This is a genomic window from Actinoplanes sp. NPDC049265, assembly GCF_043197135.1.
Classification (GTDB): domain Bacteria; phylum Actinomycetota; class Actinomycetes; order Mycobacteriales; family Micromonosporaceae; genus Actinoplanes.
Window position 1 is genome coordinate 110,483 of record NZ_JBICSP010000018.1, and the last position, 22,089, is coordinate 132,571.

Annotated in this window: 24 protein-coding genes; 18 read left to right on the forward strand and 6 right to left on the reverse strand. The window is 71.9% G+C overall.

The genetic code is table 11. The features are described from left to right. Window position 1 precedes the first annotated feature (1 nt). Genes argC through ACGFIO_RS33950 form a run of 10 tightly spaced genes read left to right on the forward strand, consistent with a single transcriptional unit; the run spans window position 2 to window position 8,983 of the window. On the forward strand, window positions 2-1,000 hold the full coding sequence (argC, locus tag ACGFIO_RS33905; protein ID WP_392832720.1) for an N-acetyl-gamma-glutamyl-phosphate reductase: 999 nt from the start codon (window positions 2-4) through the stop codon (window positions 998-1,000). Continuing rightward, on the forward strand, window positions 997-2,169 hold the full coding sequence (argJ, locus tag ACGFIO_RS33910) for a bifunctional glutamate N-acetyltransferase/amino-acid acetyltransferase ArgJ (protein ID WP_392832722.1): 1,173 nt from the start codon (window positions 997-999) through the stop codon (window positions 2,167-2,169). Before argC ends, argJ begins: the two co-directional genes overlap by 4 nt. Window positions 2,170-2,171: 2 nt before the next feature. Next, window positions 2,172-3,038, forward strand: a complete 867-nt coding sequence (gene argB, locus ACGFIO_RS33915) for an acetylglutamate kinase (protein ID WP_392832882.1) — start codon at window positions 2,172-2,174, stop codon at window positions 3,036-3,038. Continuing rightward, on the forward strand, window positions 3,035-4,180 hold the full coding sequence (locus ACGFIO_RS33920) for an acetylornithine transaminase (RefSeq protein WP_392832725.1): 1,146 nt from the start codon (window positions 3,035-3,037) through the stop codon (window positions 4,178-4,180). Before argB ends, ACGFIO_RS33920 begins: the two co-directional genes overlap by 4 nt. Further along, complete coding sequence (gene argF / locus ACGFIO_RS33925) at window positions 4,177-5,109, forward strand: ornithine carbamoyltransferase (protein ID WP_392832726.1); 933 nt, start codon at window positions 4,177-4,179, stop codon at window positions 5,107-5,109. The genes ACGFIO_RS33920 and argF overlap by 4 nt, the downstream gene beginning before the upstream one ends. Next, window positions 5,106-5,606 carry an arginine repressor gene (locus tag ACGFIO_RS33930; protein ID WP_392832729.1) on the forward strand — a complete coding sequence of 167 codons (501 nt, stop codon included), beginning with the start codon at window positions 5,106-5,108 and terminating at the stop codon, window positions 5,604-5,606. Before argF ends, ACGFIO_RS33930 begins: the two co-directional genes overlap by 4 nt. Then, window positions 5,603-6,802, forward strand: coding sequence for an argininosuccinate synthase (locus tag ACGFIO_RS33935; RefSeq protein WP_392832732.1), 1,200 nt, complete (start codon window positions 5,603-5,605; stop codon window positions 6,800-6,802). Before ACGFIO_RS33930 ends, ACGFIO_RS33935 begins: the two co-directional genes overlap by 4 nt. Further along, the gene (gene argH / locus ACGFIO_RS33940; protein ID WP_392832734.1) at window positions 6,799-8,229 is read left to right on the forward strand and encodes an argininosuccinate lyase; all 1,431 of its coding nucleotides are present in this window, start codon (window positions 6,799-6,801) and stop codon (window positions 8,227-8,229) included. Before ACGFIO_RS33935 ends, argH begins: the two co-directional genes overlap by 4 nt. Beyond that, window positions 8,226-8,351, forward strand: coding sequence for a hypothetical protein (locus ACGFIO_RS33945; protein WP_392832737.1), 126 nt, complete (start codon window positions 8,226-8,228; stop codon window positions 8,349-8,351). The genes argH and ACGFIO_RS33945 overlap by 4 nt, the downstream gene beginning before the upstream one ends. A 20-nt stretch (window positions 8,352-8,371) precedes the next feature. After that, on the forward strand, window positions 8,372-8,983 hold the full coding sequence (locus tag ACGFIO_RS33950) for a tetratricopeptide repeat protein (RefSeq protein WP_392832739.1): 612 nt from the start codon (window positions 8,372-8,374) through the stop codon (window positions 8,981-8,983). 398 nt (window positions 8,984-9,381) lie between these two features. Here the strand turns inward: ACGFIO_RS33950 and ACGFIO_RS33955 are convergent, their stop codons facing one another. Continuing rightward, window positions 9,382-9,933 carry a hypothetical protein gene (locus ACGFIO_RS33955; RefSeq protein ID WP_392832741.1) on the reverse strand — a complete coding sequence of 184 codons (552 nt, stop codon included), beginning with the start codon at window positions 9,931-9,933 and terminating at the stop codon, window positions 9,382-9,384. Between the two features lie 27 nt (window positions 9,934-9,960). After that, window positions 9,961-11,310: a PQQ-binding-like beta-propeller repeat protein gene (locus ACGFIO_RS33960; RefSeq protein WP_392832744.1), complete on the reverse strand. Its 1,350-nt coding sequence runs from the start codon at window positions 11,308-11,310 to the stop codon at window positions 9,961-9,963. A 398-nt stretch (window positions 11,311-11,708) separates the two neighbouring features. Between ACGFIO_RS33960 and ACGFIO_RS33965 the strand changes: the two genes are divergently transcribed. The 5 genes from ACGFIO_RS33965 to ACGFIO_RS33985 are packed head-to-tail and all read left to right on the forward strand — an operon-like array spanning window position 11,709 to window position 15,174. Beyond that, window positions 11,709-11,909 carry a hypothetical protein gene (locus tag ACGFIO_RS33965; protein WP_392832746.1) on the forward strand — a complete coding sequence of 67 codons (201 nt, stop codon included), beginning with the start codon at window positions 11,709-11,711 and terminating at the stop codon, window positions 11,907-11,909. Then, entirely contained in the window at window positions 11,906-12,838 is a 933-nt protein-coding gene (locus ACGFIO_RS33970) for a hypothetical protein (protein ID WP_392832748.1), read from the forward strand. The genes ACGFIO_RS33965 and ACGFIO_RS33970 overlap by 4 nt, the downstream gene beginning before the upstream one ends. After that, complete coding sequence (locus ACGFIO_RS33975; protein ID WP_392832751.1) at window positions 12,822-13,604, forward strand: RNA polymerase sigma factor; 783 nt, start codon at window positions 12,822-12,824, stop codon at window positions 13,602-13,604. The genes ACGFIO_RS33970 and ACGFIO_RS33975 overlap by 17 nt, the downstream gene beginning before the upstream one ends. Then, entirely contained in the window at window positions 13,601-13,819 is a 219-nt protein-coding gene (locus ACGFIO_RS33980) for a hypothetical protein (protein ID WP_392832753.1), read from the forward strand. Before ACGFIO_RS33975 ends, ACGFIO_RS33980 begins: the two co-directional genes overlap by 4 nt. Window positions 13,820-13,875: 56 nt before the next feature. After that, entirely contained in the window at window positions 13,876-15,174 is a 1,299-nt protein-coding gene (locus ACGFIO_RS33985; protein WP_392832755.1) for a hypothetical protein, read from the forward strand. Window positions 15,175-15,576: 402 nt separating this feature from the next. Here the strand turns inward: ACGFIO_RS33985 and ACGFIO_RS33990 are convergent, their stop codons facing one another. Continuing rightward, a complete protein-coding gene (locus ACGFIO_RS33990) occupies window positions 15,577-16,155 on the reverse strand; it encodes a TetR/AcrR family transcriptional regulator (protein WP_392832757.1) in 579 nt (192 codons plus the stop codon). Between the two features lie 281 nt (window positions 16,156-16,436). Here ACGFIO_RS33990 and ACGFIO_RS33995 point away from each other — a divergent pair, with 281 nt between their 5' ends. Beyond that, the gene (locus ACGFIO_RS33995; protein WP_392832759.1) at window positions 16,437-17,384 is read left to right on the forward strand and encodes an NADP-dependent oxidoreductase; all 948 of its coding nucleotides are present in this window, start codon (window positions 16,437-16,439) and stop codon (window positions 17,382-17,384) included. Here ACGFIO_RS33995 and ACGFIO_RS34000 read toward each other — a convergent pair. Then, a complete protein-coding gene (locus ACGFIO_RS34000; protein WP_392832761.1) occupies window positions 17,345-18,493 on the reverse strand; it encodes a hypothetical protein in 1,149 nt (382 codons plus the stop codon). The two genes, ACGFIO_RS33995 and ACGFIO_RS34000, sit on opposite strands and share 40 nt — an antisense overlap. After that, entirely contained in the window at window positions 18,490-19,041 is a 552-nt protein-coding gene (locus ACGFIO_RS34005; RefSeq protein ID WP_392832763.1) for a PadR family transcriptional regulator, read from the reverse strand. The genes ACGFIO_RS34000 and ACGFIO_RS34005 overlap by 4 nt, the downstream gene beginning before the upstream one ends. A gap of 60 nt (window positions 19,042-19,101) precedes the next feature. Between ACGFIO_RS34005 and ACGFIO_RS34010 the strand changes: the two genes are divergently transcribed. Together ACGFIO_RS34010 and ACGFIO_RS34015 are read left to right on the forward strand one after the other, a co-directional pair. After that, window positions 19,102-20,016 (forward strand): RNA polymerase sigma factor, encoded by a 915-nt coding sequence (locus ACGFIO_RS34010; RefSeq protein ID WP_392832766.1) that lies wholly within the window; start codon window positions 19,102-19,104, stop codon window positions 20,014-20,016. 119 nt (window positions 20,017-20,135) lie between these two features. Continuing rightward, window positions 20,136-20,843 (forward strand): alpha/beta fold hydrolase, encoded by a 708-nt coding sequence (locus ACGFIO_RS34015; RefSeq protein WP_392832769.1) that lies wholly within the window; start codon window positions 20,136-20,138, stop codon window positions 20,841-20,843. 274 nt (window positions 20,844-21,117) lie between these two features. Here the strand turns inward: ACGFIO_RS34015 and ACGFIO_RS34020 are convergent, their stop codons facing one another. After that, window positions 21,118-22,041, reverse strand: a complete 924-nt coding sequence (locus ACGFIO_RS34020; protein ID WP_392832770.1) for a sulfite exporter TauE/SafE family protein — start codon at window positions 22,039-22,041, stop codon at window positions 21,118-21,120. Between the last annotated feature and the right edge of the window lie 48 nt (window positions 22,042-22,089).

A 22,089-nucleotide genomic window follows, 5' to 3' on the forward strand; every position in this document is an offset into this window, starting at 1 on the left:
CATGGGTTACTCAGTCGCGGTCGCGGGAGCGAGCGGATACGCGGGCGGTGAGCTGCTGCGCCTGATCTCGGGCCACCCCGAGCTCGAGCTGGTGGCGGCCACCGCCCACAGTCAGGCCGGTCTGCCGGTGGCCGCGGTGCACCCGCAGCTGACCGGTCTCGACCTGGTGCTGGGCTCGACCGATCCGGCCGCTCTGGCCGACGCTGACCTGGTCTTTCTCGCCTTGCCCCATGGGCAGTCGGCCGCTCTCGCGGCGCAGCTGCCGGCCGGCGTCAAGATAGTCGATCTGGGCGCCGACTTCCGGCTGCAGGACGCCGCCCTGTGGACGAAGTACTACGGCGGCGAACACGCCGGCACGTGGACCTACGGGTTACCCGAGCTGCCGGGTCAGCGCGCGGCGATCGCGGCGTCCGACCGAGTGGCCAACACGGGTTGTTATGCGGCGACGATCACGCTCGCGCTGGCCCCGCTGATCGCCGCCGGGGCGGCCGACCCGGCCGACGTGGTCGTGGTCGCCTCCTCCGGCAGCAGCGGCGCCGGCCGTTCGGCCAAGACTCATCTGCTGGCCAGCGAGGTCATGGGCGACCTGTCGCCCTACAAGGTGGGTGCCCACCAACACGTCCCCGAGATCAAGCAGGCCACCGGCGCCACCTCCCTGTCGATGACCCCGGTGCTCGCCCCGATGCCGCGCGGCATCCTGGCCACGGTCACCGCGAAAGCTCTGGGTCCCGACCCGCGCGCGGTGCTCGCCGCCGCCTACGCCGACGAACCGTTCGTCCACGTCCTGCCCGAGGGCGTGTGGCCGCACACGGCGGCCACCGCCGGTTCCAACTCCTGTCACCTGCAGGCAACGGTCGACATCGATTCGGGCCGGATCATCGTGGTCAGCGCTCTCGACAACCTCGGCAAGGGCGCGGCCGGGCAGGCCGTGCAAGACGCAAACCTGATGTTCGGCCTGCCGGAGACCGCGGGCCTGTCCGCCCTGGGAGTCGCGCCATGACCGTCACCACTCCGAAAGGCTTCCGGGCCAGCGGCGTCGCCGCCGGGCTCAAAGACGGCGGCCGGTCCGACGTCGCGCTGGTCGTCAACGACGGCCCCGACTTCACCGTCGCCGGCGTTTTCACCGGCAACCGGGTCAAGGCCGCGCCGGTGCTCTGGAGCGAGCAGGTGCTCAAGGGCGGTGTCGTCCGGGCCGTCGTGCTCAACTCCGGCGGCGCCAACGCCTGCACCGGCAGCCAGGGCTTCCGCGACACGCACGCCACCGCCGAGCACACCGCGGCCGTTCTCCGCGGCGGGGCCAAGCCGATGCTGATCGGCGCCGGCGACGTCGCGGTCTGCTCGACCGGCCTGATCGGCGAGCTGCTGCCGATGAACAAACTGCTGCCCGGCGTCGCGCACGCGGCCAAGGAGCTGTCCGGCCAGGGCGGCACGGCCGCCGCCGAGGCCATCATGACCACCGACACCGTGTCGAAATCGGCGGTCGTCACCGGTGATGGCTGGAGCGTCGGCGGCATGGCCAAGGGCGCCGGGATGCTCGCGCCGGCGCTGGCCACCATGCTCGTCGTGGTCACCACCGACGCGGTCGCCGGCAACGACGCGCTCGACGAGGCGCTGCGCGAGGCGACCCGGCTGACCTTCGACCGGATCGACGCCGACGGCTGCATGTCCACCAACGACACCGTGCTGCTGCTGGCCAGCGGCGCCTCCGACGTCCAGCCCAGCCAGGCCGAGCTGACCGCCGCCGTCACCGCGGTCTGCCACGACCTGGCCCAGCAACTGATCGCCGACGCCGAGGGCGCCACCAAGCACGTCGCGATCGAGGTGCTCGGTGCGGCCAGTGAGGCCGACGCGGTCGAGGTCGGCCGGACCGTGGCCCGCAACAACCTGGTCAAGACCGCGCTGTTCGGCAACGACCCCAACTGGGGGCGGATCCTGGCCGCGGTCGGCACCACCGGGGCGGCGTTCGAGCCCGACCGGATCGACGTGGCGGTCAACGGCGTGTGGGTGTGCAAGGGCGGGGCGGCGGCCGAGGATCGCTCCACCGTGGACCTCTCCGGGCGCGACGTCTCCATCCAGGTCAACCTGCACGAGGCCGAGATGTCGGCGACGATCTGGACTACCGACCTCTCCCACGCGTACGTGCACGAGAACTCGGCGTACTCGTCATGACCATGACCCCGCACCAGAAGGCCGCGGTCCTCATCGAGTCGCTGCCGTGGCTCGAGCGGTTCCACGGCGAGACGGTCGTCATCAAGTACGGCGGCAACGCGATGATCGACCCGGCGCTGCAGGCGGCGTTCGCGGCCGACATGGTCTTCCTGCGCTACGCCGGGATCAAGCCGGTCGTGGTGCACGGCGGCGGCCCGCAGATCAACGCGATGCTGGGCCGGCTCGGCATCGCCAGCGAGTTCAAGGGCGGGCTGCGAGTCACCACGCCCGAGGCGATGGACGTGGTCCGCATGGTCCTCACCGGCCAGGTCGGCCGCGAGCTGGTCGGCTTGATCAACCAGCACGGCCCGTTCGCGGTCGGGCTCTCCGGCGAGGACGCGCGGCTGTTCACCGCCGAGCGGCGGCACGCGATCGTCGACGGCGAGCCGGTCGACATCGGCCAGGTCGGCGATGTGGCCGCGGTCGACACCTCGGCGGTCGACGACCTGATCGCGGCCGGCCGCATCCCGGTCGTCGCCACCGTCGCCCCCGACGTGGACGGCGTCGTGCACAACGTCAACGCCGACACGGCCGCCTCCGCGCTGGCCGTCGCGCTCGGCGCCCGCAAGCTGGTCGTCCTCACCGACGTGCCCGGCCTGTACACCAACTGGCCCGACACCTCGTCGCTGACCACACGGATCGACGCCGCCGACCTGGAAAAGCTGATGCCGTCGCTCGAGTCCGGCATGGTCCCCAAGATGGAGGCCTGCCTGCGCGCGGTCCGCGGCGGGGTGCCCGCCGCGCATGTGGTCGACGGTCGCGTCGCCCACTCGATCCTGTTGGAAGTCTTCACGTCGGAGGGTTTCGGGACCATGGTGACGCCGTCATGAGCGGGCTGACCGGCCGCTGGCAAGACTCCATGATGGACAACTACGGCACGCCGCCGCTCGCGCTGGTCCGCGGCTCCGGCGCCGTGGTCACCGACGAGGACGGCCGTGACTATGTCGACCTGCTCGGTGGCATCGCGGTGAACGCGCTCGGGCACGCCCACCCGGCCGTGGTCGACGCCGTCACCAAGCAGATCACGACGCTGGGCCACGTCTCCAACCTCTTCATCGCCGAGCCGCCGGTCGCGCTGGCCGAGCTCCTGCTGGCCCTGGCCGGGCGCGACGGCCGGGTTATCTTCAGCAACTCCGGCGCCGAGGCCAACGAGGCCGCGTTCAAGCTGTCCCGGCTGACCGGGCGTACCCATGTGGTGGCCACCCAGGGCGGCTTCCACGGCCGCACGATGGGCGCGCTCGCGCTGACCGGGCAGCCGGCCAAGGCCGACCCGTTCCGGCCGCTGCCGGGCGAGGTCACCCACATCCCGTACGGCGACGTGGACGCGCTGCGGGCCGCCGTCACGGGCGAGACCGCGATGGTGATCCTGGAGCCGATCCAGGGAGAAAACGGTGTCGTCGTCCCACCGGCCGGTTACCTGGCCGCGGCCCGCGAGATCTGCACCGCCACCGGCGCGCTGCTCGTGCTCGACGAGGTGCAGACCGGCATCGGCCGCACCGGGCACTGGTTCGCCCACCAGGCCGACGGCATCGAACCCGACATCGTCACGCTGGCCAAGGGGCTCGGCGGTGGCCTGCCGATCGGTGCCTGCCTGGCCTTCGGGCGAGCCGCCGAGCTCTTCACCCCGGGCTCGCACGGCACCACCTTCGGTGGCAACCCGGTGTGCTGCGCGGCGGCGCTCGCGGTGATCCGGACCATCGCCGGGGACGGGCTGCTCGACCACGTCAAGCGGGTCGGTGAGCAGCTGAGGCGCGGCATCGAGGCGCTCGGGCTCGGCGTACGCGGATCGGGTCTGCTGCTCGGCATCGAGCTGGCCGGCCCCGACTCGGCCCGCCTCGCGACGGCCCTGCGCGACAAGGGTTTCCTGGTCAATCCCGTGCAGCCGGCCGTGATCCGGCTGGCCCCTCCGCTGATCCTCTCCGCCGACCAGGCCGACTCCTTCCTCGCCGCCCTGAAAGGGGTACTCCCGTGATCAAGCACTTCCTCGCCGACGACGACCTGTCGCCCGACGAGCAAAGTGCGGTGCTCGACCTGGCCGCCACCTTCAAGGCCGACCGGTACGGCTACAAGCCGCTGGCCGGCCCGCAGTCGGTCGCGGTCATTTTCGACAAGCCGAGCCTGCGGACCCGGCTGTCCTTCGAGGCCGGCATCGCCGAGCTGGGCGGCAACCCGATCATCGTGGACACCCAGAACACGCACTTCGGCCGGGGCGAGACACTGGCCGACGCGGGGCGGGTGCTGTCGCGCTACGTGTCCGCGATCGTGCTCCGGACCCACGGCGACGACCGGCTGGCCGAGCTGGCCTCCGACGTCCGCGTCCCGGTCGTCAACGCGCTGACCGACGGCTACCACCCCTGCCAGCTCCTGGCCGACCTGCAGACCGTGCGCGAGCGGCTGGGCGGCACCAAGGGGGTCAAGCTGGCCTACGTCGGTGACGCGGCCAACAACATGGCGCACTCCTACCTGCTGGCCGGGGCGACAGCGGGCATGCACGTACGGGTCTCGGCGCCGGCCGGCTTCGACCCGTCCAGCGCCGTGGTCGCCCGGGCGGCCGAGATCGCCGCCTGGACCAGCGGCTCGGTCGAGGTGCTGCGCGACCCGTTCGAGGCGGTCGACGGGGTCGACGTGGTCGCCACCGACACCTGGACGTCGATGGGGCAGGAGTCCGACGGTCGTGACCGGCTCACGCCGTTCCGGCCGTACCAGGTCCGGGCCGAGTTGCTGGCCGCCGCCGCGCCCGAAGCGATCGTGCTGCACTGCCTGCCCGCCCACCGGGGCGAGGAAATCACCGACGAGATGATGGACGGGCCGCGCAGCGCCGTCTTCGACCAGGCCGAAAACCGGCTGCACGCGCAGAAGGCACTGCTCGCCTGGCTGGTCGAACACGGCGAGGAGTCGTGACCGGGCCCGGGACGCGGGCCGGCCGGCACGCCCGCATCGTCGAGCTGATCCGGGAGCGCGCGGTCCGCTCGCAGACCGAGCTGGGCGAGCTGCTGGCCGCCGACGGGGTGCAGGTCACCCAGGCCACGCTCTCCCGCGACCTGGAAGAGCTGAACGCGGTCAAGGTGAGCGGCGCCTACGTCATTCCCGAGGACGGCCGCCGCCCGCTGCGCGACGCCGAACACGCGCCGGCCCGGCTCATCCGGCTGCTCCGTGAACTTCTCACCGGGGTGGACGCCAGCGGCAACCTCGCGATCCTCCGAACCCCGCCCGGGGCGGCGCAGTTCCTGGCCAGCGCGCTGGACCGCTCCGGGCTCTCCGACGTCGTCGGCACCATCGCCGGCGACGACACGATCCTCGTCGTATCCCGCGACGTCACCGGAGGCAAGGCCCTGGCCGACAAACTCGCCGACTGGGCCGGCCACACCAACGACACCATCGAAAGGAGCATCCCGTGACCGAGCGGGTCGTCCTCGCATACTCCGGAGGGTTGGACACCTCCGTCGCCATCCCGTACCTCGCCGACCAGCTGGGCGGGGAGGTGATCGCCGTCGCCCTCGACGTCGGGCAGGGCGGCGAGGACATGGAGGTCATCCGGCAGCGGGCCCTCGACTGCGGCGCCGTGGAAAGCGTCGTGGTCGACGCCCGCGACGAGTTCGCAGCCGACTTCTGTCTGCCCGCGCTGCGCGCCAACGCCCTGTACATGGACCGCTATCCGCTGGTCTCGGCGCTCAGCCGGCCGCTGATCGTGCGGCACCTGGTCGAGGCGGCCAAGCAGCACGGCGGCACCGTGGTCTCGCACGGATGCACCGGCAAGGGCAACGACCAGGTCCGCTTCGAGGTCGGCATCGGCGCGCTCGCCCCCGACCTGCGGGTGATCGCCCCGGCCCGGGACTTCGCGTGGACCCGGGACAAAGCGATCGCCCTGGCCGAAGAGAAGGGCCTGCCGATCGACGTGTCGCACAAGTCGCCCTACTCCATCGACCAGAACCTGTGGGGGCGCGCGGTCGAGACCGGCTTCCTCGAGGACATCTGGAACGCGCCGATCGAGGAGCTGTACTCGTACACGTCGAACCCGGCCGAGCCGCGCGACGCCGACGAGGTCACCATCACCTTCGACCAGGGCAACCCGGTCGCGATCGACGGCGAGACGGTCACCCCGCTCGAGGCCATCGCCGAGCTGAACCGCCGGGCCGGCGCGCACGGGATCGGCCGGCTCGACATGGTCGAGGACCGCCTGGTCGGGATCAAGAGCCGTGAGGTGTACGAGGCGCCCGGCGCGATCGCACTCATTACCGCGCACCAGGAACTGGAGGCGGTGACCGTCGAGCGGGACGTCGCCCGGTTCAAGCGCACCGTCGACCAGCGGTGGGGCGAGCTCGTCTACGACGGCCTGTGGTTCTCGCCGCTGCGTAACGCCCTGGACGCGTTCATCGCCGAGACCCAGCAGCACGTGACCGGCGAAGTGCGGATGACCCTGCACGGTGGCCGTGCGGTGGTCACCGGACGGCGCTCCGAGGCCAGCCTCTACGATTTCGGGATGGCGACCTACGACACCGGGGACACCTTCGACCAGTCCCTCGCAAAGGGATTCGTGCAGTTGTGGGGGCTGCCCTCGCGGATGGCGTCGGCGCGGGACAAGCGGCTCGCATGAGCTCATCGGACAACAAGACCTCGTTGTGGGGCGGCCGGTTCGCCGGCGGCCCGGCCGAGGCCCTCGCCCGGCTCTCCGTCAGCGTGCAGTTCGACTGGCGGCTGGCTCCCTACGACATCGCCGGCTCCCGCGCCCACGCCCGGGTGCTCGCGGCGGCCGGCCTGCTCGACCCCGACGAGCTCGGCAAGATGCTCGCCGCCCTCGACGACCTCGAGGCGGCGTGCGCGTCCGGCGAGTTCCGGCCCACCGTCGACGACGAGGACGTGCACACCGCGCTGGAACGCGGCCTGCTCGAACGGCTCGGCTCGCTCGGCGGCAAACTGCGGGCCGGCCGGTCCCGCAACGACCAGGTCGCCACCGACCTCCGGCTCTACCTGCGCGACCACGCCCGCGGGGTGGCCGCCGCGCTGATCGAGCTGGCCGACGCGCTGACCGAGCAGGCCGCGCTGAACGTGGACACCCCCGCGGCCGGCATGACCCACCTCCAGCACGCCCAGCCGGTCAGCTTCGGGCACTGGCTGCTCGCCCACGTCCACCCGCTGATCCGCGACCTGGACCGGCTGGCCGACTGGGACCGCCGGGCGGCGATCTCCCCGCTCGGCAGCGGTGCCCTGGCCGGGTCCTCGCTGCCCCTCGACCCGGCCGCCGTGGCCAAGGAACTGGGCTTCACCGCGCCCGCGGCCAACTCCATGGACGCCGTGGCCGACCGCGACTTCGTGGCCGAGTTCCTCTTCGTCACCGCCCTGATCGGCGTGCACCTGTCCCGCCTGGGCGAAGAGGTCGTGCTCTGGACCTCCACCGAGTTCGGCTGGGTGGAACTGGACGACGCCTTCGCCACCGGCTCGTCGATCATGCCGCAGAAGAAGAACGCGGACATCGCTGAGCTGGCCCGCGGCAAGAGCGGCCGGCTGACCGGCGGCCTGGTGGCGGTGCTGACCATGCTCAAGGGCCTGCCGCTGACCTACGACCGCGACATGCAGGAAGACAAGGAGCCGGCCTTCGACGCCGTCGACACGCTCCAGCTCCTGCTGCCCGCGCTGGCCGGCATGATCTCCACGATGACCGTCCGGGTCGACCGCCTGGCCGCGGCCGCGCCGGTCGGGTTCTCCCTGGCCACCGAGGTCGCCGACTGGCTGGTCCGCAAGGGCGTGCCGTTCCGCGACGCCCACGAGATCACCGGCAAGCTGGTGGCGCTGTGCTCGGCCCGCGAGTGCGAGCTGGAGGACGTCTCCGACGACGACCTCAAGACGATCAGCGAGCACCTCGACCCGTCGGTGCGCGAGGTCCTCTCGGTGCGATCGGCGCTGGCCGCCCGGACCACACCCGGCTCGACCGGCCCCGGCCCGGTGGCCGAGCAATTGGCCCTGGTCCAGCACCGCCTCGACACCTGCCGCCAGTGGGCGATCGAGACAGTCGTACCGCGATGACCAGCGACGACCGTATCCCGTTGGCCGCGCACTTCGCCGAGCGCTTCGTGTTCGGCGGCGTGTTGGCCGCGCACTTCGCCGAGCGCTTCGTGTTCGGCGGCGTGCACCGGGGGCCGCGTTGACCAGCGACGACCGTATCCCGTTGGCAGCACATCTCGCCGAACGCTCCATGTTCGGCGGCGAGCACGACGGGCTTGCGGTCGCCGAGCGGCACCTGGACGGGGTCGAGGCCGACCTGGCCCTTGCCCGGGGAAAGGTGCTCCACGCCCGCTTCCTGGCCGACCGCGCCGAGGACCAGCACGAGTTGGAACTCTTCGAGCGGGCGGCCAGGCTGTATCGTGCGGCCGGTGACGCCCGCGGTGAAGGGGCGGCGTGGCTCTGGGCCGGTCTGTTCCACCAGGTCGTCCGGGGCGACGAGGGGGCGGCCCTTCCACTGCTGGAACGCGCGGGCGAGCTGGGCGACTCGCTGACGGTGTCGTACGCGCTGCGCCACCTCGCGATCGCCGACCACGGTGCGGGGCGGTTCGACGAGGCGCGGGGGCGCTTCGAGGAGTCCAACCGGTTGCGCCGCGAGCTCGGCTTTCTGCCCGGGGTGGCGGCCAATCTGGTCGGGCTGGCCTATGTCGCCGCAGCCCAGGGCGACCGGGAGGAAGGGCTGGCCTTCGCTGACGAGGCCGCTCGGCTCGCTGCGGGGAACGACGCCTCGGTCGTCGCCCGCATGGCCGAGCAGGCGCGGGCCGAGATCTCGTCCTAGCGCCCGCCGTCGGTTGTGCCCCCGTTCGGCCGGGCTTTCTTTGGGGGGCCTTCGCTGGCTTTGGGGGCCTTCGCTGGTTTTGGCCTCTGTCGGCTGGCTTCTTTGGGGGCCTTCGCTGGTTTTGGCCTCTGTCGGCTGGCTTCTTTGGGGGCCTTCGCTGGTTTTGGCCTCTGTCGGCTGGCTTCTTTGGGGGCCTTCGCTGGTTTTGGCCTCTGTCGGCTGGCTTCTTTGGGGGCCTTCGCTGGTTTTGGCCTCTGTCGGCTGGCTTCTTTGGGGGCCTTCGCTGGTTTTGGCCTCTGTCGGCTGGCTTCTTTGGGGGCCCTCGCCGGCTTTGGCTCCGTCGGCCGGGGCTGCGCCGGCCTTGGCCTCCGTATGACCGGCGCGGTTTGTGGCTCTTGTCAGGCGGCGGCGGTGAGGCGGGAGAGTTCAGCGGCGGTCTCGGGGTGGCTGCGAAGGTGTTGGCGGAGTGTCCGCTTGACCTGGCTGTCGTCCTGCGGGTTGCGGACGAAATCGTCCAGCAGGGAGGCTTCGTCCTCGGCGCGCAGTGCTTCGGCCACGGCGTCGAATAAGGCTCGGGCTGCGCCGCTGGCGGTGGCGGCCTCGGGCAGGTGGATGGCGAGCGCGGTGACGGCTCGGTTGACCACCTGGAAGGACTCCAGCCCGGAAAGAGCCGGATCCGCGGCGACGTCGTTGCCGGCCGGCGGTGCGACTGTGCGGGAGGCTGCTCCGCCGATGGATCCCGTGGTGCTGGGCCGGGTGGTGGTCGTGGTCCAGTCGGTGGTGCCACCGCCGGTGGTGGTCTGGGTGGTGGGGGCGGGACCCGTGCCGAGGAGCTTCTGGCGGAGTTTGGCCTCGAGAGGGTTGAAGGCCAGGCCCAGGACGCGGGAGACGACCATGCGCACGACGACGATGATCACGATGAAACCAACCACTATGAGGAAAGACTTCACGGTGGACTCCTGGATGGTCGGGGGTGGTCAGGGCTGGAGGAGCTGGACGACAGTGCCGTCGCCCAGGCCCACGCCGCCCAGGGCGCCTTCGAGGGTGTGCGGGCAGTCGGTGACACCGGTGGCCGGATCGCGGTACGGGTTGTCGGCGAACGAGAGCTGCTCGCCGGTGGCGGTGCTCAAGGTGGCCAGCTGGTCGTGAGTGTTGACGAGCACCTGGCTGCCGGTGACGTCACACACTGTGCCGCCGTCCACGTCGATGCTCCAGAGCTTCTTGCCGGTGTGTACGTCCAGCGCCAGCAGGGCGCCGCCACTCGCGCCGTTCGTCTCGCGGTTGATGAGCAGGATGTTGCCGTTGATGCCGGCGACCGTGTCGGTGGACGAACCCGCCGTCGGCACCCGCCACAGGCGGCGCATCGAGGGCAGGGCATAGCCGTCGATGTGCGAGTCGGAACCGTCGTTGGACTCCAGGACGCCGGCCAGGACCGAACCGTCGGGTGTCACCTCCATCCGCGGCGGGTTGCTGAAGCCGCGGTTGGCCAGCTGGCCGGTGGGGGCGTACTCGCCGGGACCGTCGAGCGGAACCGAGCCGCCGGAGGAGCCGTCGGTCTTGAGCCGGCCCAGCCGCGCCCAGCCGTCAGGAGTCGTCAGGGTAGCCGCGTCCTTGCTGCCGGTGACCAGGAAGCTGCCGAGCGTACCCATCAGATCTTTGCGTGGGTGCAGTTTGCCGGTGGCCAGATCGACCGCGACGGCGATCGAAGTGTCGCCCGAGTCCCAGAGCAGAGCGCCCCAACGGCCGTCCAGGGTGGCGCTGAAGTTCCACAACTCGCCGTCGAAGGCCTGGCAGAGCAACGGATCCTCGGACTTCGTCACGACGTCGGCGGTCCACACGGTGCTGCCGGTCGCGGCGTCGGTGGCGGTCAGCGTGAGCGCGTTGGTCGCCTTGGCGATGCCCTCGGCCGGCTTCTGGGTGGCCAGCTCGGTGACGATCAGCCGGCCGCGGGTGGTGAGCACGTCGGCCGCGCCGCACTCGCCGGTGAAGCTGCCCGCCGGGAGCTGCGCCAGCGGATGGCCGGACCGGTCGTACACCTGAAGGGTCGATTGCTCCGCCCCGGCCGAGAGCAGACTGTCGACGACCACGAAACCGTCGTTGTGGACGTTCGACACGGCGGTGAGCCGGCCGTCGCCGCCGAAGGTCGCCAGCTGCGTCCCGGAGGCCGGCTGCGTCCCGGACGGCGCGGGGGCGCTCGGGGCGGGTGAGTCGCTGGGCGAGTTCGCGGCCGGCGAGGCCGCCGGGGCAGGGGAGGCGGCGTGGGAGTCGTCGCAGCCGGCCAGCGCCAGCAGCAGCGCCAGGCCGGCGGCGCGGATGACTTTGCTCACGGTGAAGATGCTTGCGCAGGAACAAGAGTTGGCAGCTCGCATGAAAAGTCAGCCTTTTTGATCGGACGGCGGTCCGGCTGGCCGGGAGGGCTATCGCGGCCGCGCCCATCGGGCGTCCGTGAGAACTTTCCGGCCCGGGCGCGCGACGCGAATAGGCGAAGTGAGCCCGTGGCGCGGTGCGCGGGGCGAGTGCGGGCCTGTGGCGCGGGGCGGGTGCGGGCCTGTGGCGCGGGTGCGCGGGGCGGGTGCGGGCGCGGGTGCGCGGGGGAGTGCGGGGCGGGGCGCGGGTGCGCGGGGCGGGTGCGGGCCTGTGGGCGATGGCGCGGCTGGCTGCGGGGCGGGCCGGGCCCAACACTTTTTGGGGGCGCCCGTCGTACTCCATGAAGGGAGTGAGACGGATGACTGACCTTTATCTGCTCGCCGCGGTGCGAATGAAGGAACTGCGGCGTGAGGTGGAGATGGCATATCGGGGGAATGCGCCTCAGGCGGATTTCAGGACGGTGCGCCGGTCGCGGATCGTGCTGGCACAGTGGCTGGTGGCGGCGGCGCGGCGGCTCTCGCCCGAGGTGGCCGGCAATGTTGTGGAAGGGGCGCGATGAGCGACGAGCGTGGCGTGATCGGGGAGCGGGCGGTGCTCGACCTCAGCCATCTGACCAGCGCGGACGAGTTGGCGGCGATCAGCCGGATCAGCGAGGTGGGCGCGGTCGTCGTGCCCGAGAGGCTGGCGGGGGCGTACGCGGCGATCCCGGTCTCCGAGGTCGGCGTGACGGTCTTCGTGCCCGACGGGTTGAAAGCCCGGATCCACGTCGGGCCGCTGGTCGTCGGCGGGGACGGGATAGGGCGGCCGGACGAGATGCTGATCGTCGTCGGTGTTCTGGTGGTCACCGGGCCGGTCACCGGGGAACTGCCGGCCCGGATCAGCGTCATCGGATCGGTGTACGCGCCGCGGGGCAGTGAGGCGGCGCTCGGCCGGGTGTCGGGCGGTGGCGTGGGGACGGTCACCTACTACCGCCGGCCCGAGGGCTCGGACGGGCCGCACGTCAAGATGCTCAGCGGCCAGGTCCGGCTGACCGGCGCCGCCCTGGCCAACCAGGGCGGCGACCCGAGCGACATCCTGGTCGCGGCCGGCCAGGTGATCATCACCGGTGAGGTCGGGCCGGTCGGCTACAGCCAGATCCTCATCGCCGGTCAGGTGGTCGCCCCGGAGGCGGCCCAGGCGCAGCTCGAATCATGCATGGAGGCGCAGGGGCAGACGGTCTGGTACCGCTCCGGCGACCCACGGATCTTTCTGGACGACATCGAGCTTGGCCCGGATTTCTTCCGGCTGCTCGACCACCCGATCAGCCTGGTCGTGTTCGGCGATCTGACCATCGGCGCCGGTGTCACCACCGACCTGATCCGCGAGAACGTGGCCGACCTGGTCCTGCTCGGCGACGTTCTCGCGCCGGCCGGGGCTGTCCCGGCCATCCAGGTGCTGGCCACGGCCCTCATGGGCCAGATCCGGGTCGCTGATGGATCGCACACTTGAGTTCCGCCGGCTGTACGACGCGCACCGGGCGGCCGTGCACGCCTACTTCACTGGGCGCGTCGGTGACCGGTGGCTGGCCGCTGACCTGATGCAGGAGACGTTCCTGCGGGCGTGGCGGCGGCTGCCAGAGCTGACCGGGCTGAGCGGCGACGGGCAGCGGGCGTGGATCTTCACGGTTGCCCGCAACCTGTCGATCGACGAGCATCGGGCCGCCCGTACGCGTGCCGCCACCGCCACCGCGCTCCGCGCCCAGCCGTCCGACGTGGCGCCGCCGGCCAGCACCCCGGTAATCGCCGCGGAACGGGTGGCCGTGGTCGCCGACACGATCAAGCAGCTTCCGGAGCAGCAGCGGGTCACCCTGACGCTGACCGCGGCGGGCGGGCTGACCAGCGCTGAGATCGCCACGGCACTGGGCGTCCCGGCCGGCACGGTCCGCTACCGCCTGTCCTTGGCCCGCCGCACCCTGTCCAAAGCCCTGGTCGCCTATGACGAAGCGCCGGAGAAACACGCGTCGGGGAAGCACGCGTCGGGGAAGCATGCGCAGAATCAGGACGCGCCGGTGAAACGCGCGCCGAAGCAGGACGCGCCGGTAAAGCACGCGCTGGAGAAGCATGCGCAGAATCAGGACGCGCCGGTGAAACACGTGCCGAAGCAGGACGCGCCGGTAAAGCACGCGCTGGAGAAGCACGCGCAGAATCAGGACGTGCCGGTGCGACGCGCGCCGGAGAGGCACGCGCCGAAGCAGCAGGAGGTGGAACAGCCATGAATCTCGACGACGCGCTTGAAGCCTGGGCCGCTCAGGAGGTCGCGCTGCCGGGCCCGGTCGCCGACGACATCTATCGGGAGATCGTCGCGACCTCGCCGGGCCTGGACACCCGTTGGTGGACGAGCTTCTCGGGGCGACTGGCGGCGAACGTGGTCGTCGGCACCCGGCCCCGCCGCCCCGTCGTCGTTCAGGCCGGGCTGATCGACGCGCGCTGACGGGTGGCTCGCCGGTCGATAGGATCGGCGGACATCGATCGGAGGTCACCTTGATCATGTCTCGCAAGCTTGCCGCGGCCGCTATCGCGCTGGCTGGGCCCCTTGTCGCCGCGCCGGCCGCGTCGGCTGCGCCGCCCTCCTGCTTCGACCGCGGGGCGCCGGCCACGTTCGAGGAGTCGCGGATCGACACGCCCGCGCTGCCGGGCGGGCCGCAGGTGCCGTCCGCGCTGGTCACCGCGGGTGGCTTCGACTCCTATGTGGATGGGCTGCGTAAGGATCTCTGCCAGGCCCGCTCGGTCGCGGCGGCGGAGCGGCTTTTGAAACAGCGCGGCCAGACGTTGTGGCACGACGCGGTGGAGCGGGCCCAGGGCCGGTTGTGGATGGGCACGATCGAGAGGTACGACGACCGCCCGCTCTACTGGGCCCGGCTGATGGGTACGCGCGACCTCCGCCAGTGGCGTCCCTCGTTCACCGTCTCGGCCGACTCACGTGCCGCTCTGCTGCGTACCTTCGAATATGCCTCGCGTGGAATCACCACCAGCAAGTTCCCCAACCGCGAAGCGGTCACCAAGGTCCTGGTCAGCGGCTTCGACCCGTACCAGCTGAACAATGAGATCCGGCGCTCCAACCCGTCCGGGGCATCGGCGCTGCAGCTCGACGGCGTCACGTTCAAATCTGGTCACCGGACGATCCAGATCCAGACCGTGGCCCTGCCGGTGACCTGGTCCGGCTTCAACGCGGGCATCGTCGAGGACGCGTTCGGCCCGCACCTGGCGCCGGACGCGGGCGGCCAGCGGGCCGACCTGATCATGACGATCAGTCAGGGCAACCGGGGCACGATGAACATCGAGCAGTGGGCCGGCGCCTGGCGCGGCGGCAGCCCGGACAACAACAACGAGGGCACGCCGGAGCCGATCCCGCCCGCCGCCGGTTGGCCGCAGCCCAGCCCGCAGCCGGAGTTCATCGAGACGACGCTGCCGTACCAGGCGATGATCGACGCCCGGACCACGCCATGGCCGACCCGGCTTAACCAGCAGATCTGCGAGTGGGCCGCCGGCGACCGCCCAACTGGCACGGTGACCTGCAAGACCACCGGCCCGACGCCGGGCGGCCAGGCCCAGTCGGGTGGGGGCGGCAACTATCTGTCCAACGAGAGCATGTACCGCTCCAACCGGCTGCGGCTGGCCCTGGGTGCGACCGACATCCCGGGCGGGCACCTGCACATCTCGGCTCTGGTCTACCCGGCCGACCCGCTGGTGATCATCGACCAGGCGTTCGCGGCCGACCGGGCGCAGACCATCGAGCAGACGATCGCCCTGGTCAAGGCGGCCGGAGCCAGCGTCGCGGCGGGGTAGGACGGTAGGTCCCCGGCGGCGGGCCCGCATGTGTGAGCACGCCGCCGGGGGTCGCGGCCCAGCGGCGCGGCCGTTGGAGTGAGTCGGTGGGGTGCGGCCGCCCCGGGTGGTGTGTGTGGCGCGGCCGTCGGAGTCGGCTGCTTGGGTGGTTGTGGGGCGGTGGTTGGGGTGTCGTGAGTGGGTGTGGCTGCTTGGGTGGTTGTGGGGCGGTGGTTGGGGTGTCGTGAGTGGGTGTCGCCGCTCGGGTGGTAGTGGTGTGGCTGTCGGGGTTGAGCTGTGATGGTTCGGGATCGGCCGGTCGGTTGGCGCGGTCCAGGCGGCTGACGCGGGCAGGGCTTCGGCTCGGTGGCGGCGCTGTCTGAGCCAGGTCGGGAGCCGCGAGACGACTGGGGTAGGAAGGAGTCAGGCGCCGGGTGGTGGGGCGGGGAGTGGGCGGGCGCCCTGGGGGGCGAGGCCGTCGAGAATGATGGCCAGGTAGCGGCGCCACAGGTCGGGTGGGGCGTCGGGAACGAAGCTGACCACGTGGTTGGGCGCGCACATCAACAGGATCACGTCCATGCCGGTGATGTCGGTGCGGAGTGCGCCGGACTGCTGGGCCCGGGTGACCAAGGTCAGGATCGCGGTGAACAGCTGCTCGCGGGTCTCGGCCAGCCGGTCGTTCAGGGCGCCGGACGCGCGTAGGAAAGACAGGTCGAGCTGCTGCTGGCGGCCGGCCGCGGCGGCCATGAACTCGGCCAGGGCGGCCCCGGGGTCGGGTGCTCGGCTCAGGTCGCCGGCCAGGGCGGTGAGACCGGTGATCCGGTCCAGCACGACCGCGGCCAGCAGGTCGTCCTTGGTCGGGAAATGACGGAACAGGGTGCCCTTGCCGATGCCGGCGCGGCGGGCGATGTCGGCGACCGAGGCGTCCATACCGCGGTCGGCGAACTCGGCCTCGGCCGCGGCCAGTAACGCCGTCCGGTTACGCAGGGCATCGGCTCGCACGAGGGCCAGCATACAAAAGTTGACCGGGTGGTCCGATTATGCGGGGCATCGGAAGCCGGCGTGCGTCGTTGGCCGTGATCATTTGGGGCGCCGGCTCGCGGGGAGGCCGGCGTGCGATGTTGGCCGTGATCATTTGGGGCGCCGGCTCGCGGGGAGGCCGGCATGCGACGTTGGCCGCGATCATGCGGGGCGTTGGGTCGCGCGGAGGCCGGGACGCGAAGTTGACCGCGCGGTCCGCTTATGGCTAACCTGACCACCCGGTCCGGTTAGAGGAGAAGATCATGAAGGCTGTTGTCGCCCGCGGTTACGGGGAACCGGAGAGCTTCCGGGTTGACGATCTGCCCGTTCCCGAGCCGGGGCGGGGTCAGATTCAGGTTCGGGTGGCCGCCGCGTCGATCAACCCGGGCGACGTGGTGATCCCGCGCGGCGACTACCGGGACACCGCGCCGCTGACGTTTCCGCATGTGCCGGGCAACGACTTCGCCGGCACCGTCAGTGCGGTGGGGGCCGGCGTCACCGCGTACACGGAGGGTGATGAGATTTTTGGTCATGCCGTGCCGCGGGCCCTGGCTCGGATGGCCGGCGCCCAGCGACCGAGCATGACCACGGGGACGCTGGCCGAGTACGCGGTCTTCGAGGCCGACACCCCGTTTCTCGCGCACCGCCCGGCCGGCCTGGACGTGGCCGACGCGGCCGCGCTGCCCACCGTCGGCCTGACCGCCAACGCCCTGCTCGCCACCGCGCGCCCCGGGACCGGCGACACCATCCTGGTGATCGGTGCGACCGGCGGCGTCGGCACCACCCTGCTGCCGCTGCTCCGTGACCACCGGGTGATCGCGACCGGCCGCCCGGGCGACGCCGCCCTCCTCGGAGCCAAGGGCGCGAGCGAGATCATCGGGTACGACGACGACTACCCGGACGGCGTCGACCTCGTCCTCAACCTGGTGCTTCCGAGCGACCGCCTGCACCGCGCGGGCCGGGCGCTGCGACCGGGTGGGCGCCTCTATACGATCACCTTCCCGCCTCCGCGGCCCGAGTTCCTCGACCGTGCCGACGTCCACTTCGAACTCGTGCTCGACGTGGACGGCACGCTCGGTGGGATGTCCGAGGTGGCGGGGCTGACGCCGACGATCAGCCGCCGCTACCGGCTCGACGACGGGGTGCGGGCACTGGTCGACTTCACCCGCGATCACACGGTCGGCAAGCTGGTCGTGACGATGTCGCGGTAGGCGGCGAACGCCTCCTTGGGCCGGTACGCGTCGGTGACCAGGCCGAGATGGCCCAGCGGCTCGGGCGATCCGCTGTCGGCGTCGCGCAGGCCGAACAGCTCGTACTGCCCGACGCCGGCGGCCCGGATGGTCTCGATCATGGTCCGCAGCGAACGCGCCTGATCGGCCTCGGTGCGCGGCCGGCCGGTCGGTGAGCCGTTCTCGTCGAAGTGGTTCGGGGCGCCGATCGGTGGGGTGTTTTCGGTGAGGTGGTTTGGTGCGCTGGTCGGTGGGGTGTTTTCGGTGAGGTGGTTCGGGGCGCCGGGCGGTGGGGTGTTTTCGACGGCGTGGTTCGGTGCGTCGGGCGGCGGGGCGTTTTCGACGAGGGGGATCGGTGCGCCGCTCGGTGAACCATTCTCGACGACGTGGATCGGCACGCCGGCCGGGATGCGGGCGCGCAACTGTTCGATCGCGTGGGCGGTCATCGGTGCGACGTGTTCCGGGGCCACGGGTGAGAACGCGTCCGGGTAGAGAGCCAGGCCGACGTAGTCCAGGTGCGCCGCGAACGCGCTCCCGGGGATCGCCGCCAAGTGCTGCCAGAACGCGTCGTCGCCGCCCAGCCATTCGGCCGGTTCGGCCACCGAGAAACCGACCCGGACGTGGCCGAGGCCTCGACGGTCGAGCGCGGCGCGGGCGTGCGGCAGGCCCCGCGTCAGCGCGTCGAGCACGCCGGGGGAGCTGCCGTCGATCAACGGTACGGGGAAATTGGGCTCGAGGGTGACCTGGAGAAAACGCGTCAGGTGCCCGTACCGGTCAATGATCCGGTCGAGGAACCGCAGCCAGCCCGGAAGGTCGGCGGCCGGCGGAAGGTAGCTGGCGACCAGGTCGAGCTCGCGGCCGTCGCGCGCATACCAGTCGTCGGGCATGGTCAGGCGGGTGAGCTCGTGTTCCGCCCCGATCGCCGCGACGCTCTCGGGTGCGGGGTCGTCGCCGAGGTAGTGGACGTACTCGCGGATCACGAACGGGCCGCCGCCGGCCAACTCGTCGACCAGTCGGCCGACCGCCTCGGGCTCGGACGGGCGGGAGCACATGGTCCCGGCGCGGCCACCGGGGTAGATGCCGAACTTCACGGTGCGGTCCTTTCCAGCCAGGCGATGTCGCGCGTCCGGATGCGGCCGGCCAGTGTGCGCAGCCACGTGATCTCGGCGTCGACGACGGCGTTCCAGTAGTCCACTTCGAGCATCTGCACCTCGGGGATGCCGGCGGGTACCTCGAACCGGCCGTTCCCCAGCCGGTCGGCGCGGGCGTCGAGGAGCTCCGCGACGTCGGCGGCGGGCCGGATGCCCAGATAGGCCACCGCCACGATCAGCTCGGTGGACGCGGGCTGGGCGTCGCGCAGGCCGTCCTCGATCCGGCGGCTGAACTCGGCCACGCCGGCCGCGGTCAGCTCGTAGCCGGTGCGCGGGGGCCGGTTGCCGACGCTCTCCGGCGTGCGCGGGGCGATCGTACCGGCCCGTTCCATGCTCTTCAGCAGCGTCGTGACGGTGCTCCGAGTCGCCCGGAGCTGCGGATAACGGCTGGTCAGGCTGGCGGTCAAGGCGTAGGCGTGCGTGGGTTGCTCCAGGAGCAGACCAAGCAGGGGTACGACGAGACTGTTGCGGGACGCGTCCAGAGGCACAGCCCAACCGTATAGACGTATACGTCTATTAGCAACCGGATGCCTGCTACCTTCGGCGGCGTGACGGACGCCGGGCGGGAACTCGCCGAGCGGGCCCGGAGTGGCGACGTGCCGGCGCTGGGCGCGCTGTTGCGGGAGCACCGGGCGGCGATGATGGCCGTCGCGCTGAGCGTGCTCCGCCGCCCCGATGACGCCGAGGACGTGGTCCAGGAGGCCGCACTCACAGCGCTGGCCCGTATCGGGCAGCTGCGCGACCCGGCCGCGGCCGGACCCTGGCTGAAAACCATCGTCCGCAACCACAGCCGGGCGCGGCTACGTGCCCGCGAGGCGGTTCCGATGGCCCAGGTGCCGGAACCGCGCGCACTCTCGGCCGACCCGGCGGAGTTGCTGGAACGGCACGCGATGCGGGACTGGGTGGCGTACGCCGTCGGGCAACTCACTGATCCACTGCGTACGGTCACGCTGCTGCGGTACTTCAGCACGGTCACCAGCCACCAGGACATCGCCGCGCTCTGCGGAGTTCCGGTCGGCACGGTCAAGCGCCGGCTGCACGAGTCGCGGCGGGTGCTCACGTCGGCGCTGCTGGCCACCCGCGACCGGGCCGTCGACGGCGCCGGGCGGATCGCCGGCCGTCGCGCCGAGGCCGAGCAGGCGGTCGCGGCCGGGCATGCGGGCACATTCGAGAGTTACCTACGGGCGGGCTGGCACGCCGACGTGGACGCCGCCTGGGCCAGCGGGCTGCGCCTGCGCGGGACGGCGCCGCTGGTCGAGGTCATGAACGTCAGCATGGCGGCGGGCATCCGGCAGCGGGTCGCGGACGTCGCCGCCACCCGTGGCCTGGTGCTGTGGGAACTCGACGTGCTCAATCCGGCGGATCTGGCCGACGGCTGCCCGCCCCGCGCGTACTGGCTGATGTCCCTGGATGCGGGCCGGGTGTGCCGGTTGCGGCTTTTTCATCGTGCCGCGACCGGCTGATGTCTCTGGGCGTGGGCCGGGTGTGCGGGTTGCGGCTTTTTCATCGCGCCGCCACCGAACCCTGAGGCGTTGCGCCGACTCGTGTCGATGACCGCACCATCGACCCGGGAGGCAACCCGATGAACTCCGATCGCTCGACCTACGTCCTCATCCCCGGCGCCTGGCAGGGGGCCTGGTCCTGGCAGCCGGTGGCCCGGCGGTTGCGCGCCGCCGGGCGGGCCGCCGTCACGCTCACCCTGCCCGGCCTGGCCGACGGCGACGCCCGTACCGGCCTGCACCTGGCCGACGCGACCGGGCACGTGGTTTCGGTCATCGACGACCGCGACCTGCGGGACGTGGTCCTGGTCGGGCAGAGCTGGGGCGGATACCCGCTCACCGCGGCGGCGCACCAGGTGGCCGAGCGGGTGAGCCGGATCGTCTACTACAACGCGATCGTCCCGCGCCGGGGTGTTCCGCTGATCGACGAGAACGCCGACTACCGGCAGATGCTTCGGGCGGCGATCGCGGCCTCGCCCGACGGCAGCGTCGCCGTGGTGCCCGAGCAGGTGCCGCTGCTGCTGCCGGACAGCTCGGAGGAGACGCGGCGGCTGTTCTTCGACCTGCTCGTCCCACATCCGGGCACCTACTTCACCGAGGCGATCGATGTGGACGACGTGACCGGTCTCGGTGTGCCCGTCGACTATCTGCTCAGTGAGAACGACCTGGCGCTGGCCCGGCCCGGCACCGAGCTGGCCGCCCGGATCGGCCGCACGCCGCGCATGCTGCCCGGCGGCCACGAGTCGATGCTGACGCACCCCGACGCGGTGGCCGAGGCCCTGCTCACCTGAGACGGTCGGTCGCGGTCGGCCCGGCGGGTTGGTCGCGGTCGGCCGGGAAGGTTGGCCGCGGTTGGTCGGCCGGGTTGGTCGCGGTCGGGCGGATGGGTTGGCCGGCGGGCCGGTCGCGGCCGGTCGCGGTCGGCCGTCGGGTCGGTCGGGAGGGTCGGCCGGGAGGGGTGGCCGGGAGGGTCGGCCGGGAGGGGTGGCCGGGAGGGTCGGCCGGGTGGATTGGCCGGGAATGCGCGGTTCGGCTCGTGGAGCGGGGGCTCTTCGCGAGCGGCGGTCAGCGCGGGGCGGCGCGCTCCGGCTGGGACTGGGCGGTGTTCGTGGGCTGGGTCGGCACGGCTACGTCGTTACGGCGGCGGGTGCGGCGGACGACCGCGACGGCAGCGGCCAGGAGGAGGGCGGCGGCCACCACGACGCCGACGATCTCGTTGGGGACGTCGAGGAGCTTGAGGGCGCTGGCCAGCAGGACGATGACCAGGGCGGAACGCACCAGGGCGGCCGGCGCGCGGGAGGAGACGCGGGCGCCGATCAGGACGCCCGGGATCGAGCCGAGGAGGACCGCGCCGGCGATGTCCAGGTGCAGGTCGCCGAAGAGGGCGTGGCCCAGGGCGGCCGCGGCGACCAGCGGGACGGCCTGGATCAGGTCGGTGCCGACCAGGTCGTTGGCGCGCAGGGCCGGGTACAGCGCGAGCAGCGCCACGATGATCAGGGAACCGGAGCCGACCGAGGTCAGGCCGACGATCAGGCCGCCGGCCGCGCCGAGGAGGAGGGTGGGCGCCGGGCGTACCCGGACGCGGGAAGCCGGACCGCCGCCCGGCCGGCGCCGGGCCGCCCAGGCCTTGAGCAGCAGGCCCCCGGCGGCCAGCAGCAACGCCACCCCAAGCGCGATCTTGATCGCGTGCTGGACCGTCGCGTCGTCGCCGATCGCCCGCAGGAGCAGCACGCCGAGGAAGGCCGACGGCACGCTGCCGGCGCAGAGCCAGCCGACCAGGCGCCAGTCGACGGTGCCGCGCCGCGCGTGCACGAAACCGCCGAATGGTTTCATCACCGCGCTGGCGGCGAGGTCGCTGGAGACCGCGGCGACCGGCGGGACGCCGAAGAACAGCACCAGGATGGGGGTCATCAGGGCGCCGCCGCCCATGCCGGTCAGCCCTACGACGATGCCGACGCCGAGACCGGCCAGCGCCAGGGTGAGATCCATTCCCGAAGTCTACTAAGCCAGTCGGAGAAGTGAACATAGCGGTGGCAG